We start from the raw sequence: 15,728 nt of genomic DNA, 5'->3' as shown, positions 1-15,728 counted from the left end.
GCTTGCGGAAGCCAGCGATGATGTTTTTTCTGAACGGTGCGCTGGGGAGCGGCGTCCGGTCAAAAAATTCCCCGCGCCGATAAAAGCCCTGCGTTTGTTTTTAAGAATCATTTCTTTCAAGATGCACCATTTTTCTACAAAAAGATCCGCATTGGATTTTTAATGCGCATGTGGTAAAATAGAAAAAACATGCTTCCACATGGGGAAGCCTCGTTGTGCAAAATTGGGGAAGACTTTTGAAAGGCAAAGAAAGAGGGATCGATATGAAACATTTCTATCCGCTGTGCGCGGCCGAAAGGTTGCAGGATCACAAAATCCTGGAGTACAACCGCCCGCAGGAAGTAAACATCTGCGTGTGCATGACGATCCGGGCTGGGGTGGATTTCGGCCTGCTGAAGCACTGCATCCAGTTGGAGTATGCGCGGCAGGAATCCCTGCGCATCCGCTTCACAAAGCGGGACGAAAACGGAAAAGTTTTTCAGTACTTCGCTTCTTATGACCCGCGCGACATCCGTTTGGTGGACTTCCGGGGAAAATCCCAGGAGGAGATCAACGCAACCCTGGAGGAATGGTCCAGCCAGCCCTTTGAGCAGGTGGATTCGCCGATGAACGAGTTTATCATGGTGGCCATGCCCGACGGGTACAATGGCATCTATCTGCGCATTGACCACCGGCTGACCGACTCCACCGGCATGATCTTGATGATTAACGACATTATGGGGCTTTACTGCCACTTTGCCTACGGCGCGCCCATGCCGGAGGACCCGCCGCCATACCACCTAGCTTTGGAAAAGGACCTCGCAAAGGAGGAGAACGCATCCCGGACTGCCAAAGACCGCGCGTTCTGGGAGGAACAGGTGGCGGTCGGCGAGCCGGTCTATACGGATGTGACCGGCTGCTGGAAGCTGGATGCGTGCCGGAAAAAGTACAACAACCCGAACCTGCGCGCGGCGGACCGGGAGATGAACGACCTGCGCGTAGGGCGCGCGATTTATCATCTGGAGCCGGAGCCAACTAAGCGCCTGATGGACTATTGCATGGAGAACGAAGTCTCCATGACAAACCTGCTGCTGATGGGCCTGCGGACCTACCTTTCCAAGATGAACGACGGGGAAAAGGACGTCACGGTCCGGAATTATGTGTCCAGAAGGTCCACGCTGCTGAACAAGACCTCCGGCGGCACGCGCACCCACTGCTTCCCGTGCCGGACCATCCTGGAGCCGGAGACCGAATTCCTAGACGGCGTGCGCATGATTCAGGATTTGCAGAACACCATTTACCGGCATGTCGATTTTGACCCGCTGGAGGTCACGCGGATGTTCCAGGAGCGGTACCATCCGCCCAAGAATACCACGTATGACTCCGTAGCGTTGACGTATCAGCCGCTCCCGATGCGCTTGCAGAACGAGCAGCTGCACGGCATCCCGTTTAAGTCGGATTGGCTGACGAACGGGACGGCAATTCAAAAGGTGTATCTGACCGTGATGCACAGTGCCACCGACCTGGGCTTGCAGTTTTACTTCAAGTACCAGCTGGCGGAGCTTTCCCCGCACGATATGGAGTTGATGTATTATTATCTCATGAAGATCCTGTTTATGGGTGTAGAAAACCCGGACATGACCGTAGGGGAGATCCTGCGGACGGTATAATGGAACAGGTTGACGTTTGGCCGCGCATCCTTTGGTGCGCGGCCAAGGTGCTTTAAGGGATTCTTGGAGGCCGCGCCCGGGATACGTGTGAATAGGCTTGCAAGCCCTCCCCTATGTTCCGGGGGCTGGGGTTCCGGTGAGGCGTTCAGCCTGCGGGGAATTTATAAAATATTCATGACTTTTGCGGGGGAGTATCCTATAATATACTATAAATCCGCAAGAATGTTCGCCGGAAATATTTGGCCCTTTGACCGGCTTGGAATGGGAACGCAAGGAAGTGGGCAAACCGCGGATGGCTGTGATTGAAGGAGGGTGTTACTTATGGCATCGGGAAAAATCCTGGTGGTGGACGACGATCAAAATATCTGTGAATTGTTGCGCCTCTATATTGAAAAAGAGGGGTTCGAAGTAGTCATTGCAAACGACGGGCGGAAGGCCCTGGAAATGTTCGAGCAGGAAAACCCAGACCTGATTATGCTGGACATCATGCTGCCGGAACTGGACGGCTGGCAGGTGTGCCGTGAGATCCGGAAAAAATCGCAATGCCCGATCATCATGCTGACGGCAAAGGGCGAGGTCTTTGATAAGGTCCTGGGCTTGGAGCTCGGCGCGGACGACTATGTGGTCAAGCCGTTTGAGGCAAAAGAAGTGATCGCGCGCATCAAAGCGGTGCTGCGCCGCTTTGGGAAGAACGATGAGAACCAGGTGAAAGAAGTTAAATATGATAAGCTCAGCATCAATTTGACCAACTATGAGTTGAAGGTCAACGGCAAGGTGGTGGACACGCCGCCGAAGGAGATGGAGCTGATTTACCATTTGGCGAGCAATCCCAACCGCGTCTTTACGCGCGACCAGCTGTTGGACGAGGTGTGGGGGTTCGACTATTACGGCGACAGCCGTACGGTGGACGTCCATGTCAAGCGCCTGCGCGAAAAGCTGGAGGGCGTCTCCGACCAGTGGGCGTTGAAAACTGTCTGGGGCGTTGGTTACAAATTTGAAGTAAAGGACAAGAATTAAGGGTGGATGCCCTGGAAAGACTTGGAGCGATAAGACATGCAGAAAACGCTGTTTAAAAAATATCTGCGGGTTACAGCAGCGATTATCCTCATCAGCTTTTTCCTGCTGGGGCTGGTGATGCTGGTGTTTATCAAATCCTACTGGCAGGATGAAAAGCAGGACCTGCTCAGACGAAATGCAGAGAGCATCGCAGGGATTGCCGCTGCAAGTGCAACGCCTGTGCAGGGGGACAATTATATCCTGCTGGATACGGAACGCATGCAGTCCTTCATGAATGCGTTCTCCGAAAATATGGACGCAGATATCTATGTGACAAACCGCGCAGGGGAGTGGGTCCTGAGCGCCTTCGGCAGCGGCGGAACGGTCAACCCGGCGCCCTTTACCCGCAGGACGATGGACAAGGCCCTGTTGGGCACATACAGCGGGCAGGGAACCGTCGATGGCATCTATGACTCACCATACTATGTGGTGGGCGTCCCGATCCGCATCTCGAATTTGGATGGGACACGCTCGACCATCGGGGCGGTGTTTACCGCGTGCAGCGCCCGCTCGTTCAACGAATACCGCAACGAGCTGATGAAAATGTTTGCGCTAGCAGCGGTCGCGGCGTTTTTGGTGGCCTTTTGCATCAGCTGGATGTTTTCCTATAAGCTTGTGCGCCCCCTGCGCGACATGGCGTTGGCGGCCCGGAGCTTTGGCGAGGGGAATTTCAGCATACGGGTCCCGGTCACCAGCAACGACGAGGTGGGGCAGCTCGCGCTCGCGTTTAACAATATGGCCTCTTCCCTGGCCAGCAGCGAGAGCGTGCGCCGGAATTTCATTGCCAATGTTTCCCACGAATTGAAAACGCCGATGACAACGATCGCCGGATTTATCGACGGCATTTTGGATGGGACTATCCCGGCGGAAAAGCAGTCGCATTACTTGCAGATCGTTTCCCAGGAGGTTAAGCGTTTGTCGCGTTTGGTGCGCACGATGTTGGATCTTTCGCGCATCGACAGCGGCGAGCTGCGGCTGCACATGGCGCGCTTTGACCTGACCAATACCATTTTTGTGGCGCTGCTTTCCTTTGAAAAGAGCATCGAGCAAAAGAAGATCCAGGTGCTCGGCCTGGAGGATACGGAAAGCCTCTATGTGGATGGCGACCCGGATATGATCCATCAGGTCGTGTATAATTTGATTGAAAACGCCGTAAAGTTTACCAATGAGGGCGGCTATATCCAGTTGGCCATCCGGGATCTGCCGGACAGGACTTCCGTCGCGATCAAAAACAGCGGCGCGGGGATTGCGGCGGATGAGATCGCATTGATTTTTGACCGTTTCTACAAGACGGATAAGTCCCGCAGCCAGGATAAAAACGGCATGGGATTGGGACTCTATATTGTACGGACGATCATCAAGCTGCACGGCGGAGAGATCACCGTGCAGAGTGTGGAGAACGAATATTGCCAGTTTGAGTTTTGGCTTCCCAAGCACGAAGAGCCCAAGCTGAAGGCCGGAAAGAAGGAAAAGGACCCGGCAAAGGACAAAAAGGAGGAAAAACGATGACGGATACCGATTGGAAAGAGGAGGCCGGGATGGGCGCGGAGCCGCCTGTGCCGGAATCCCCTGTGATACCGCCGGTTGCCGAGGGAACAGAGCCGGGGGCCGGGGAACTGCCACAGCAGGGAGCGCCGGCAGAACCGGTTCAGGAATCCCCTGCGGGCCAGCTGGACGGGCCGGAAGAGGCTTCTTCCGATCTGCTGCCGGACAGTGGCGCGCCAGTTGGTGCGGCGGAACCGGCTGGGGAGACAAACGGGCCGGCCAGTGCCCCATCGCAACCTGGAGAATCCGGGGAGCAAGTATATGAGGAGCCGGTTGCAGATGCGCCGGTTGGAGAACAGATGGAAGAACCCATACCGCAAGATGCATTTGCAGAAGGGGCAACATCGGAAGCGCCAAATGGAGCGGTACCGGAGGCGGCCCCCGGAACGCCGGCGGAGGCAGGGGCACAGCCAAGCCCCCAGGATGGGCAGGGGCAACCCGGGACTATCCACCTGGAAAAGGACCGGGATATCTCCAGTGGGGCGCCCATCCCGGACACAATGCCGGTTGGGCGGGAAGGCGCTCCCCAGCAGGAATATGGCGCGCCCCCGTATGCGAACCCCTATCAGCACTATGGACAGTATCAGAATCCTTACATGGGTTCGTCCTACGGCCAGCCGCCGCAAGGTGGGCCGTATCAAAATCCGCAGGCGCCGTATGCACCGCCGTATCCGCAGCAGCAAGTATACTGGAACTACCAGCAGCAGCCGGGCCAGCCGCCGATGGGCGGTGCGATGCCTCCGCAGCCTCCCCAGGGGGGGCAGCCGGGGCAGGACCCGCAGGAGCCGCGCCGCAAGATGAGCGGCGGATTGAAAGCGTTCCTGTGGATCCTCGGCATTTTGGCGGGCCTGTTCCTGGTGGCGTTCTGTGTTGTGAGCATCAACACGGCCGTGCTGCAAATGGGACAGGGCGGCAGCACCACGGAGGGCCAGAGCCCTTCGGCCAGCGAACCTGCGCCCGATGGCGGGACGTCCCCGGAAGAGGGGCAGAGCACCCCGCCGCAAAACGATGCGACCGACCCGGACAACGCCGGGATGGTGATCGAACCCCGGCCGGAAGGGGACGGGATGAGCGCCAAGGAGGTCTACCGCCAGGTTGTCGAGAGCGTGGTCGGCGTGGAGACGTCCGCGGACGATGGGACCGGCCTGCTGAGCCAGGGTTCTGGAATTGTTGCGACGAAGAGCGGGTATATCATCACCAATGCGCACGTGGTGGAGTACTCCAAGGATTACAATGTAACGGTGACCCTGCACGAAGATGAGACCGCGTATGCTGCAGTGGTCGTGGGGTACGACAAGACCTCCGACCTCGCGATTTTAAAAATCGAAGCGGATAATCTAAAGCCCGCTGTGTTTGGCGATGTGGACCAGATGGAGATCGGCGACGAAGTGCTGGCGATCGGCAATCCGGGCGGCCTGGATTTCGCCAGCACCCTGACGGGCGGCTATATTTCCGCATTGAACCGTACGCTGAAATCCAACAGCGACAACGGGATGACCTACATCCAGACGGATGCGGCGATCAATCCCGGCAATTCCGGCGGGCCGCTGGTCAACATGTACGGCCAGGTGATCGGCATCAACTCTAACAAAATCATCTCCACCGGCTACGAGGGGATGGGATTTGCCATCCCGGTCAGCCATGCAAAATCCATCATCGACGACTTGATCGCACGGGGATATGTCAGCGGGCGCGCCCGCTTGGGGATTACGGCCAGCAATGTGGCCGGGATGCAGGCACAGCTGGCAGGGCTGCCCAACGGCGTGCGAATCATCAGCATTGATCCGGAAAGCAGCTTCGCGCAGGCCGGCGCTGTGGTGGGCGACATCATCACCCAAGCGGATGGCGACACTATTGAAAGCATGGACGACCTCTATACGGTGCTGGGACGCCATAAGCCTGGGGATGTGATTGCGGTTACCCTGTATCAGCCGTCTCAAAACGGGGGCAATGGGCAGAGCCGCGAAGTACAGATTACACTTTTGGAGGACCGCGGGGAAACCCAGCAGACGGTCAGCCAACCAGCAACGCCGTAATGAGGCGAAAGCCATAGGCCCGGCGTGGATTGCCAACATAGAGAATAATAAAGGACGCTTTTCAACGGCTTTGTCTGCCGTTGGGAAGCGTCCTTTTTACTTGTTTTTTCGGGAGCTGCTCCGCCATTCTTTTTGAAAGGGATTGCCTTTCAGGCCCGGTGGTTGGAAAGGCTGGTATAACGGCTTTCTTGGGGGGCCGATTCAAGAACCAGGGAGAAGCCGGGCCAATGCACGGGGATTAGAGGCTTACAGGCGTAGGCCCTTCACATCTTTGATGCGGGAGAGAATGACGTGGCTGTTTAAGCGGATAACGCCGGGCAGACGGTCGAGCTCTGTCCGGATGAAGGTCTCCAGTGCTTCCTGCGAGGAGGCGACAGCATGGACATGCAGGCTGCTGCTGCCGGTCATGCGGTAAATTTGGGTCACGGTGTCGTTGGCGGAAAGCCGGCCGATGATTTCTTCCAACGAGGCGGGTTCCGCCTCAATTTCAAAATAGCAGGAGATAGCCCCACTGATCTTTTGCGGGTTGATAATCGTCGTGTATTCCTCAATGATGCCGCTTCTTTCCAGGGCGTCGATGCGCGATTTGACCGCTACCCTGGAAAGCCCCACCTTTTCCCCGATCTCTGAGTAGGAATAGCGTGCGTTTTCAATCAGCAGAGACAAAATCTTTTGGTCCAATGCGTCAAGTCCATCCAGAAACATGCGGTTCATCCCTCCATCACATGATAAAACGATTATAGCATACTTTCTTAACAAAACAAATAGGAATATAGAATTGACATAACGTTTTTATTTTGCTAATATAACTTACGAAAAGTTAATTTAAACTTACATAACGAAATAAGAGGGATGGAAATATGCAAAGAGACCTGACAAGCGGAAAGATCACAGGGAATTTACTGAAATTTGCATTCCCGTTGATGATCGGGAATCTTTTGCAGCAATGTTATAATGTGGCGGATACGTGGGTCGTGGGGCAGTTCCTTGGCTCGGACGCACTGGCCGCCGTGGGTTCTTCCTATACGCTGATGACCTTTTTAACCTCGATCTTGCTCGGGCTCTGCATGGGGAGCGGCGCGGCTTTTTCCATGCAGTATGGGAAAAAAGATTACGAGCGTTTAAAGTGCTGTATGTTTGAGTCCTTTGTCCTGATTGCCGGGATTACATTGTTTGTGAATTTGGTGGTGTTTCTCGGCTTGGACGGGATCGTCTGGCTGTTACAGACCCCGGCGGAGATTATCGGGCTGATGGAGGAATACCTGTGGGTGATTTTCTGGGGGCTTGTGGCCATATTCCTCTATAACTATTTTGCCAATCTTCTGCGGGCGGTTGGAAACTCCGTGGTGCCGCTGGTGTTTTTAGGGACCTCCGCCGTGCTGAATGTGGTCCTGGATCTGGTCTGTGTGCTGGTTTTCCATTGGGGCGTGGCGGGCGCTGCGATTGCCACCGTCTTTTCCCAGTATGTTTCCGGGATTGGCATTTGGATTTATACATGGGTGCGTTTCCCGGAGCTGCGGCCGGAGAAACGCCACATGTGCTGGGACAGAGGGATTTTAAAGCAGATTACCAATCTCTCCCTCCTGACCTGCGTACAGCAATCCATTATGAATTTCGGCATCCTGATGGTCCAGGGATTGATTAACAGCTTTGGGACCGTTGTCATGGCGGCGTTTGCGGCTGCGGTGAAGATTGATTCCTTCGCCTACATGCCGGTGCAGGATTTTGGAAATGCATTTTCCACCTTTGTGGCCCAGAACTACGGCGCAGAGAAGCCGGAGCGGATTCGGAAAGGCGTGAAGAGCGCAGTCCTCTCCGCATTTGTGTTCTGCGTCATTGTGAGCACGCTTGTGTGCGTGTTTGCCCGACCGCTCATGGAGCTCTTTATCCACCCCACAGAAACGGAGATTATCCGCGTGGGGGTGGAATACCTGCGGATCGAGGCGTCGTTCTATATCGGGATCGGCCTGCTGTTCCTGCTGTATGGGTTCTACCGCGCGATGAACCGGCCGGGGATGTCCGTGGTGCTGACGGTCATTTCCCTGGGGACGCGGGTAGCGCTGGCGTACCTCTTATCTGCGGTTCCATGGATTGGCGTGACGGGCATTTGGGTCTCTGTGCCCATCGGATGGCTGTTGGCCGATTTGGTGGGGGTTTTCGTTTATAAAAAGATGAGGAATTCCATGTTTGGAAAAGTATAGGGATTTATAAAAGAAAAAAGGGCTGTTGCACAAGCGAAAAGCCGTGCAACAGCCCTTTTTTCCTTTTGCGTCATTCTTCCAGACAATGCTCAATCATGCTGACAACGACATTGTTGAAGCTGGTGTGGTTCTCTTTCGCAATCTGTTCCACTTTCTCAATCAACTCGACAGAAAGATAGAGAGACTTATACCCGGCTTTTACTTTTTGTTTCGTTTTCTTTGGAACAAACGGCATGGACTCTCCCCCTTTCTATGGTTCTATTGTATGATAAATACGTATGATAAAACATATGAGAAATTTCTATTACATTTTTCTATGATATTTTATGAAATGATGGGGGAGGTGATGGAATGCGCTTTTGCGACCATTCCTTTTGTATTTACCAAGAAAAGGGCAGATGCATTTTAAAAAAGATTTCGCTTGATGAGATGGGACTGTGCCGGGAGTGTATCCTGTTAGATTTGCCGGAGAGCGAAAAGGAAAGCATCAAAGAACGGATGCGCATGGAGTTTGAAGAACGGGATCAATGGCCTGAGAAATACCATTAAAAAAACGCCTGCATGTTTGAATGTGTCTTGCTTCAAACATGCAGGCGAAATTTTTATCAATCGTTATCGCTCCCTGCCGAGGAAAAATAGGGCGATTGTGCCGGGGCCGGAGTGGGCGCCGATGACCGGGCCGACGTAGTTGATGACCACCGGTTTCCGGACGCCGAGACGCCGCTGGACCTCCCCAGCTACAAATTGGGCATCCTCCAGAGAATCGCCGTGGCTGATGAAAACCGTCTGCTCTTCCGGGGCGATTGCAAGCTGCTCCATGCGGTCCACCAGGGCGGTTAGAGAGGGGCGGCGGCCACGCGCTTTGCTGACATTGATCAGATGGCCCGCGTTATCCATATGCATGACCGGCTTGATGCTCAGCATCGTACCGACCAGGGCGGTTGCGGCCGAAACGCGCCCACCGCGCTTGAGAAATTGCAGGTCTTCCACAGTGAACCAATGGCAGAGGTGAAATTTTTCGGTTTCCAACCAATCGCGCACCTCTTCAATGCCCTTTCCTTTAGCGCGTTCCTGTGCGGCAAGATAGACCAGCAGGCCCTGGCCCAGAGAGGCGCAGAGGGAATCGACCGCGTAGATTTTCCGCTCCGGATATTTTTGCGACAGCTCTTGAACGGCGACCGCAGCGGCATTGTACGTGTTGCTGAGTCCGGAGGAAAAGGCGATGCACAGGACGTCTTTGCCCGCTGCCAAAAGGGGTTCCATCGCGGAGGTAAACGCCTCGACGTTGACCGCGGAGGTGGTGCAGGGCTGCCCCGCGCGAAGCGCCTCATAAAAGGTGTGCAGGGGGATTTCCCGCTCATCCAGATAATTATAATACTCCTTCCCCTGCATCACAAAGGCGAGCGGAAGAACGGTCAGGTCCATTTCCTGCGCCATCGGTGCGGGAAGGTCGCAGGAAGAGTCTGTGACAATGGAAAATGTGTTCATTGGGAAGCCTCCTTTCCTGGATTGGATCATCGTTGTGATTAGTTTACCACAGAAATTGCAGCACAGAAATGTTCCTTAGAAATAAAAAGTGATTTTATCTTAAAAATTATATGAAATAGTTTTGAAAATAATATGTGATTTTAAAAGGGTATGTTCGGGTGGTTGTATATCGTGAGAAAGACAGGGTGGATGGTTTGTGCCGTCCGCCCTTTTCAAATTTTTTCCGGTTTTTTTCAAAAAATTTGCTTCATCAGGCAAATTCTCCAGGTTTTTTCCGCGGTAGGTGAAAGGAGGTTTGCCTTGGAACGAAAGACAAAAACCCGGAAAACCCGTGCGCGCCGGGTGAAAAAAGGCTATGAGACGTTGGCGTTCGGTGGGATTGAGGATGCCGTGCGCTTGCTCTTTTGTGAAGACCTCAAGCCGGAGGATTTGGAAGGGCTGGACTTATACAACGTGGCGGAGATCCGGAGACCGAGGGGCGGCGGCATGGAAATCAAATTTTTCGACCGCATCAAGGCGCTTCAATGCCTGGAACGCATGGAGACGGAGGCAGGGCAACCCAGCCTGTTCGAAGCTTTGGAAGCGGGCGCACGGGCGCTGAACAAGGGGGAACCGGATGAAACTTGAACCATTTTCCCCAAAACAGTTGCGGGCGATGTGCTGGTGGTGCCCTGGCAGCCCGGATGCGGGGCGGGACGCGGTGATCTGCGACGGCGCTGTGCGAAGCGGAAAGACCCTCTGCTTAGGAATCGGCTTCGCGGCCTGGGCAAGCCGTTCCTTTCACGGGCAGGCGTTCGCCTTTTGCGGCCGCACCATCCGCTCCCTCAAGCGCAATTTGCTGAACACCCTGCTGCCCGCCTTGCGTCAGGCGGGGTTCGGCTGTGCGGTGTATCAGAGCGAAAACTGGATGGAGCTGTCCTATGCCGGACACAAAAACCGGTTCTATTTCTTTGGCGGGAAGGACGAAGGCTCCGCAGCGCTGATCCAGGGGATGACCCTGGCAGGGGTCTTGCTGGACGAAGTGGCGTTGATGCCGCGCTCGTTTGTGGAGCAGGCGCTCGCACGCTGTTCGGTGGATGGATCGAAATTTTGGTTTAATTGCAATCCGGAACATCCGCAGCACTGGTTTTACCAGGAGTGGATTCTACAGTCCCAACAGAAAAACGCCCTCTACCTGCACTTTACCATGCAGGACAATCCCGCGCTCAGCCCGGAAGTGATTGCGCGGTATGAGCAGCTCTATTCCGGCGCATTTTACGAGCGCTTTATCCGGGGCCGTTGGGTGGCAGCGCAGGGGTTGGTCTATCCATTCCTGACGCGGGCCATGCTTTGCGAGGCACCGGCAAATCTGGAGGAATTCCGGGTGTCCTGCGATTATGGGACCGTCAATCCCGCTTCCTTCGGCTTATGGGGAAAACGCAATGGCGTGTGGTACCGGATCGACGAGTATTACTATGATTCCCGCAGGGAGGGAGCACAGAGGACGGACGAAGAACACTATGCGGGGCTGGTGGAACTCTGCGGCGGCCGCCGGATCGAGTGCGTGGTGGTTGACCCCTCTGCGGCAAGCTTTATGGAGACGATCCGGCGGCATGGGGCCTACCGGGTTCTGCCGGCGGAAAACGACGTATTGGACGGCATCCGGCGCGTGAGCGTGGCGCTCAAGCAGGGCGAGATCAAAATCTGTGCGAACTGCGCGGACGCCGTCCGGGAGTTTGGGCTCTATCGCTGGGCGGATGTGGCGGGAAAGGACGCGCCGCTCAAGGAAAACGACCATGCGATGGACGACATCCGGTATTTTGTAGCGTCCTTGCAGAGGGAGACGGATGATTTCTGCGCGGTCAGTGTGGCGCGCCGGGAGGAGTGAAAAGCATGAATTGGAGAAAAAAGGGCGGCCGGAAGACGGAAAAACCGGAGGTCCTGGCGGTGCAGACGGCGTGGGAAGATCCCTTTGCGCGCTTTACCAGCTGCGCCCCAGCCGGTATCGGGGAGCGGAGGCTGTACACCGCCCTGCGGGAGAATATCCCGATCATCGATGCGGCCATCGACAAGATCCTCCGTTTGGTGGGAAGCTTTGTGATTGTGTGCGCGGATGAAAACAAATCGTATCAAATTAATCGATTTCTACAAAACGTAAAAGTCAATGCGTTGGAATGTGGCGTCCAAAGCTTTTTGAATGCCTACCTTTCCCAGCTGTTGACCTATGGAAATGCCGTGGGGGAGATTGTGCTGGCCGCTTCGGGTGAGATCGGCGCGCTCTACAATGCGTCGCTCGACGATGTGGAACTGTGCGAGTGCGCGCCCCTTTGCCTCACCGTCTTCCGGCGGGAGGCCGGCCAGAGCGTGCCGGTGCGCTATCCGGAACTGGTGGTCGCCTCGGCGCTGAACCCGCCGCCCGGCAGCGCAAAAGGGGTTTCGCTGCTGCACGGGCTTCCGTTTGTCAGCGGCATCCTGATGCAGATCTACCGGACCATCGGCACCAATTGGGAACGGCTGGGGGATGTGCGCTTTGCCGTGACCTACAAGCCCTCGAACGATGCGTCCGACCGCGCGTTTGCAAAGGACCGGGCCAAGCAGATCGCCCAGGAGTGGAGCCGCGCCATGCGCAAGGACTGCGTCAGCGATTTTATTGCGGTGGGGGACGTGAGCATCAAGGCCATCGGCGCCGACAATCAAATTTTGGACAGCAATGTTCCGGTGCGGCAGATGCTGGAGGAAATCGTGGCAAAGATGGGCATCCCGCCGTTCCTGCTGGGGCTGTCGTGGTCCTCCACGGAACGGATGTCCAGCCAGCAGGCGGACATTCTGACCAGCGAATTGGAGGCATACCGGCGGCTGCTAAACCCGGTGATTGAGAAAATCTGCAAGCTGTGGATGCAGCTGCACGGGATGGAGCCGAAGTTCACCATCGAGTGGGATACCATCACGCTCCAGGATGCGGTGGATCTTGCAAACGCACGCCTGATGAATGCGCAGGCGGCGCAAATTGAGGAGGGTTTGAAAGAAAAGGAGGTGGCCATTTGAAGGAAACCGGTTGTGTGCTTTTGAAAAGCGGCGCGCTGACGGCGGAGGACTTGGAGAAAATCAACCGCTACACACGGCGTGCCTTCCAGGAGGAGGAGCTGTACACGTTTTCCGTTGTGCTCTGCGACAACGAGGTCGACCGGGATATGGAGCGGTTTACTATCCCCGCACTGGAGCGGCTGGGGGAGCTCTTTTTGGGCAAGACCGGGATTTTCGACCATGCTCCACAGGCGCAGAACCAGGCGGCGCGCATCTACGACTGCCGGGTGGAGTGCCTTCCGGAGCGCGTGACCCGCGCAGGGGAGGCGTATCACCGCCTGGTGGCGCGTGCATATCTGCCGCGCTGCCCCAAAAATGAAGAATTCATTTTGGAGCTGGAGAGCGGGATCAAAAAGGAGGTCAGCGTCGGCTGTTCGGTGGCTGAGGCGACGTGCTCCATCTGCGGGGCCGACCGCCGGAAGGAGGAATGCGGCCACGTGAAGGGGCGCTGCTACGACGGCGTTTTATGCTGCACGATCTTGGATCATCCGACGGACGCATATGAATGGTCGTTTGTGGCGATCCCGGCACAGCGGGAGGCGGGCGTCATCAAGAGCTTTACAGAAAAGGGGGAACGGACCATGGAGGAAGTTTGGAAAAGCCTCTCGGGAGAGGGGGATCTGGTACTGCATGCGGAGGAGCGGCAGCAGCTCGCCAAAGAAGTTGCCATTTTGCGCGAGCAGGCAGCGTGCGGCAGGCAGTACCGGGAAGCGCTTGAGAAGAGCGTGGTGCGGCTTTGTGGGATTGTGTCGCCGGAGGTGCCCCACGAGGCCATGGAGCGTGCGGCGCAGGCGATGCAGTTGGACGATCTGCAGGCCTTTGAGAAGGCGTTCCGCAAGCGTGCGGCGCAGGCGCTTCCGCTGACGCCGCAGTTGGCCCCAGCGGAACAGCGCGCTTCCACGGAAAACCGAGAATTTCAGATTTAAGGAGGAAGGATCATGGATATTTCTTTGAACGGATATGGGGAACAGGTGGCGACATTCGCCGTTTCCGGAGAGGTCAAGGTGGGGATGCCGGTGAAGATCAGCGCGAACGGCACCGTTGCACCGTGTGTGGCAAAGGATAAATTTTGCGGCGTTGTACTTTCCCTGCGCGGCGGGTATGCGGCCGTACAGATGGCGGGCTATGCAAAGCTCCCCTATACCGGCACAAAGCCGACGGTGGGATACCAGACGGTCAACGCGGATGGAACCGGCAAGGTACAGGTAGAGGCCACCGGACGGTTGCTGTTGATTACGGATGTGGATGAACCGTCCGGCACCTGCGGCCTGGTATTGGCGTAAGCCGGAAAAAGGGAGGAATGAAGAATGGCTTTTTATGAAACGCTCAAGCTCGAAAAGGGAATGTACAGCGCGCCGGGAAAAAGTTTTACCCAGGCGTTGGAGGAATTGGACCCCTCGGAAAACTACCGCGGGACGCCGCTGGAAGGTCTGGACGCATACCAGCGCCAGCTCAAACGCTTTGACATCCGCGTGAGCGGGCCGGGCTCTGACCTGGTGGAGAAATTTTTCCAGACGAGCGACTCCACGGCCCTGTTCCCGGAATATGTATCGCGCGCTGTGCGCCAGGGCATGGAGCAGGCGGACCTGCTGCCGAACCTGGTGGCGACCGTAACCAACATCGCCGGCATGGACTACCGGACCCTTTCCTCGGAACCGTCGGACGACGACAAATCCCTGAAGCCGGTGGCCGAAGGCGCGGTGCTTCCCCAGACCACCGTGACCACAAAGGACCATTTGGTCCACCTGTATAAGCGCGGAAGGATGCTGGTGGCCTCCTACGAAGCGCTTCGCTTCCAGAAGCTGGATCTGTTTACGGTTACGCTCCGCCAGATCGGCGCTTACATCGCGCGCGCACAGCTCCAGGATGCGATGAACGTGCTGGTGAACGGCGATGATGGCGACAGCACGGCGACGAACATCGGAACCGCCGGGGGTGCAGTGGACTATGCCGGGCTGGTATCCCTGTGGGCGGGCCTTGCGCCGTATCAGCTCAACACCATGCTGGCCTCGACCACGACCATGCAGCAGATTTTGGCGCTCAGCCAGATGTGCGACGCACAGGCGGGGCTGAATTTCCAGGGAACCGGCAAGATGATTACGCCCTTGGGCGCAACCCTGCTGCATGCGCCCTCTCTGACCGCGAAGGGCGTCATCGGCCTGGACAAGACCTGTGCATTGGAAATGGTGCAGGCGGGCGGGGTGACGACCGACTACGATAAGCTGATCGACCGCCAGCTGGAACGCGCCTCCATCAGCGTGATTGCGGGCTTTTCCAGAATTTTTGACGGAGCGGTTAAAACCCTCTGCTACCAGGAACAGGAATGATGGAGACACAAGCAGTTTTCGAGCAGTTTGCCCTGCTGACGGGTCTCGGGGAACAGGAGGCCGGGAAATACCGGCCCCTGTGCGAGAATGCGCGGGCGCAGGTGATGGGGATCGCAAAGCCGGACATCGGGACAGCGGGCGAACTGGTGCTGTGCAGCGCGGCGGCTGCACTGGCCTTTTACCGTTGGGCGCTGCTCCGCGCGGCGGCGGGCGCGGAGAATGGGTTTGCAGTCGGAGACGTGCGGGTGACCAAACATGCGGCGGATGTGGACACGGCCCGGACGCTGTGGCGGGAGTCCGAGGCCGCCGCCGCGCCCTATCTCAACGACACCCAGTTTGTATTTGAACGGATATAGGGGGCGG

16 protein-coding genes are annotated in these 15,728 nt (G+C 56.4%); 13 read left to right on the top strand and 3 right to left on the bottom strand.

The features are described from left to right. Positions 1-263 precede the first annotated feature (263 nt). From I2E77_RS07970 to I2E77_RS07955, 4 genes are all read left to right on the top strand, one after another. The gene (locus I2E77_RS07970; protein ID WP_191521327.1) at positions 264-1,649 is read left to right on the top strand and encodes a condensation domain-containing protein; all 1,386 of its coding nucleotides are present in this window, start codon (positions 264-266) and stop codon (positions 1,647-1,649) included. A gap of 321 nt (positions 1,650-1,970) precedes the next feature. Then, entirely contained in the window at positions 1,971-2,666 is a 696-nt protein-coding gene (locus tag I2E77_RS07965; protein ID WP_087231573.1) for a response regulator transcription factor, read from the top strand. A 36-nt stretch (positions 2,667-2,702) separates the two neighbouring features. Continuing rightward, on the top strand, positions 2,703-4,214 hold the full coding sequence (locus I2E77_RS07960; protein WP_087231576.1) for a HAMP domain-containing sensor histidine kinase: 1,512 nt from the start codon (positions 2,703-2,705) through the stop codon (positions 4,212-4,214). Next, entirely contained in the window at positions 4,211-6,286 is a 2,076-nt protein-coding gene (locus tag I2E77_RS07955; RefSeq protein ID WP_195450976.1) for a trypsin-like peptidase domain-containing protein, read from the top strand. The genes I2E77_RS07960 and I2E77_RS07955 overlap by 4 nt, the downstream gene beginning before the upstream one ends. A gap of 246 nt (positions 6,287-6,532) precedes the next feature. Here I2E77_RS07955 and I2E77_RS07950 read toward each other — a convergent pair whose 3' ends face one another. Then, the gene (locus I2E77_RS07950; RefSeq protein ID WP_087231584.1) at positions 6,533-6,991 is read right to left on the bottom strand and encodes an Lrp/AsnC family transcriptional regulator; all 459 of its coding nucleotides are present in this window, start codon (positions 6,989-6,991) and stop codon (positions 6,533-6,535) included. Positions 6,992-7,146: 155 nt separating this feature from the next. Here I2E77_RS07950 and I2E77_RS07945 point away from each other — a divergent pair, with 155 nt between their 5' ends. Continuing rightward, entirely contained in the window at positions 7,147-8,487 is a 1,341-nt protein-coding gene (locus tag I2E77_RS07945) for an MATE family efflux transporter (protein WP_195450975.1), read from the top strand. A gap of 70 nt (positions 8,488-8,557) precedes the next feature. Here I2E77_RS07945 and I2E77_RS07940 read toward each other — a convergent pair whose 3' ends face one another. After that, positions 8,558-8,722, bottom strand: a complete 165-nt coding sequence (locus I2E77_RS07940; protein WP_172749585.1) for a hypothetical protein — start codon at positions 8,720-8,722, stop codon at positions 8,558-8,560. A 116-nt stretch (positions 8,723-8,838) separates the two neighbouring features. Between I2E77_RS07940 and I2E77_RS07935 the strand changes: the two genes are divergently transcribed. Continuing rightward, positions 8,839-9,036, top strand: a complete 198-nt coding sequence (locus I2E77_RS07935; protein WP_191521330.1) for a hypothetical protein — start codon at positions 8,839-8,841, stop codon at positions 9,034-9,036. A 63-nt stretch (positions 9,037-9,099) separates the two neighbouring features. Here I2E77_RS07935 and I2E77_RS07930 read toward each other — a convergent pair whose 3' ends face one another. After that, positions 9,100-9,975: a DegV family protein gene (locus I2E77_RS07930; RefSeq protein WP_087231592.1), complete on the bottom strand. Its 876-nt coding sequence runs from the start codon at positions 9,973-9,975 to the stop codon at positions 9,100-9,102. A 300-nt stretch (positions 9,976-10,275) separates the two neighbouring features. Here I2E77_RS07930 and I2E77_RS07925 point away from each other — a divergent pair, with 300 nt between their 5' ends. Genes I2E77_RS07925 through I2E77_RS07895 form a run of 7 tightly spaced genes read left to right on the top strand, consistent with a single transcriptional unit; the run spans position 10,276 to position 15,721 of the window. Next, a complete protein-coding gene (locus tag I2E77_RS07925) occupies positions 10,276-10,602 on the top strand; it encodes a hypothetical protein (protein WP_140400330.1) in 327 nt (108 codons plus the stop codon). After that, positions 10,592-11,842 (top strand): PBSX family phage terminase large subunit, encoded by a 1,251-nt coding sequence (locus tag I2E77_RS07920; RefSeq protein ID WP_195450974.1) that lies wholly within the window; start codon positions 10,592-10,594, stop codon positions 11,840-11,842. Before I2E77_RS07925 ends, I2E77_RS07920 begins: the two co-directional genes overlap by 11 nt. A 5-nt stretch (positions 11,843-11,847) precedes the next feature. After that, positions 11,848-12,999 (top strand): serine/threonine protein phosphatase, encoded by a 1,152-nt coding sequence (locus tag I2E77_RS07915; RefSeq protein WP_195450973.1) that lies wholly within the window; start codon positions 11,848-11,850, stop codon positions 12,997-12,999. After that, positions 12,996-13,964, top strand: coding sequence for a hypothetical protein (locus I2E77_RS07910; RefSeq protein ID WP_195450972.1), 969 nt, complete (start codon positions 12,996-12,998; stop codon positions 13,962-13,964). Before I2E77_RS07915 ends, I2E77_RS07910 begins: the two co-directional genes overlap by 4 nt. Before the next feature lie 12 nt (positions 13,965-13,976). After that, complete coding sequence (locus I2E77_RS07905; RefSeq protein ID WP_191395675.1) at positions 13,977-14,321, top strand: hypothetical protein; 345 nt, start codon at positions 13,977-13,979, stop codon at positions 14,319-14,321. 24 nt (positions 14,322-14,345) lie between these two features. Further along, positions 14,346-15,365 (top strand): phage major capsid protein, encoded by a 1,020-nt coding sequence (locus tag I2E77_RS07900; protein WP_191405777.1) that lies wholly within the window; start codon positions 14,346-14,348, stop codon positions 15,363-15,365. Then, positions 15,365-15,721, top strand: a complete 357-nt coding sequence (locus tag I2E77_RS07895) for a hypothetical protein (protein WP_087231612.1) — start codon at positions 15,365-15,367, stop codon at positions 15,719-15,721. The genes I2E77_RS07900 and I2E77_RS07895 overlap by 1 nt, the downstream gene beginning before the upstream one ends. The last annotated feature ends 7 nt before the right edge of the window (positions 15,722-15,728 follow it).

Source organism: Anaeromassilibacillus sp. 1001302B_160321_C8, from assembly GCF_015554745.1.
GTDB lineage: Bacteria > Bacillota > Clostridia > Oscillospirales > Acutalibacteraceae > Anaeromassilibacillus > Anaeromassilibacillus stercoravium.
Note: the sequence above shows the minus strand (reverse complement) of the source record. Positions and strands in the feature narration are given on the sequence as shown.

Coding starts and splice junctions, on each gene's coding strand:
- I2E77_RS07915 (WP_195450973.1), top strand. CDS start 11,848: ATGAATTGGAGAAAAAAGGGCGGCCGGAAGACGGAAAAACCGGAGGTC.
- I2E77_RS07950 (WP_087231584.1), bottom strand. CDS start 6,991: ATGTTTCTGGATGGACTTGACGCATTGGACCAAAAGATTTTGTCTCTG.
- I2E77_RS07920 (WP_195450974.1), top strand. CDS start 10,592: ATGAAACTTGAACCATTTTCCCCAAAACAGTTGCGGGCGATGTGCTGG.
- I2E77_RS07945 (WP_195450975.1), top strand. CDS start 7,147: ATGCAAAGAGACCTGACAAGCGGAAAGATCACAGGGAATTTACTGAAA.
- I2E77_RS07905 (WP_191395675.1), top strand. CDS start 13,977: ATGGATATTTCTTTGAACGGATATGGGGAACAGGTGGCGACATTCGCC.
- I2E77_RS07930 (WP_087231592.1), bottom strand. CDS start 9,975: ATGAACACATTTTCCATTGTCACAGACTCTTCCTGCGACCTTCCCGCA.
- I2E77_RS07895 (WP_087231612.1), top strand. CDS start 15,365: ATGGAGACACAAGCAGTTTTCGAGCAGTTTGCCCTGCTGACGGGTCTC.
- I2E77_RS07965 (WP_087231573.1), top strand. CDS start 1,971: ATGGCATCGGGAAAAATCCTGGTGGTGGACGACGATCAAAATATCTGT.
- I2E77_RS07940 (WP_172749585.1), bottom strand. CDS start 8,722: ATGCCGTTTGTTCCAAAGAAAACGAAACAAAAAGTAAAAGCCGGGTAT.
- I2E77_RS07955 (WP_195450976.1), top strand. CDS start 4,211: ATGACGGATACCGATTGGAAAGAGGAGGCCGGGATGGGCGCGGAGCCG.
- I2E77_RS07900 (WP_191405777.1), top strand. CDS start 14,346: ATGGCTTTTTATGAAACGCTCAAGCTCGAAAAGGGAATGTACAGCGCG.
- I2E77_RS07935 (WP_191521330.1), top strand. CDS start 8,839: ATGCGCTTTTGCGACCATTCCTTTTGTATTTACCAAGAAAAGGGCAGA.
- I2E77_RS07960 (WP_087231576.1), top strand. CDS start 2,703: ATGCAGAAAACGCTGTTTAAAAAATATCTGCGGGTTACAGCAGCGATT.
- I2E77_RS07970 (WP_191521327.1), top strand. CDS start 264: ATGAAACATTTCTATCCGCTGTGCGCGGCCGAAAGGTTGCAGGATCAC.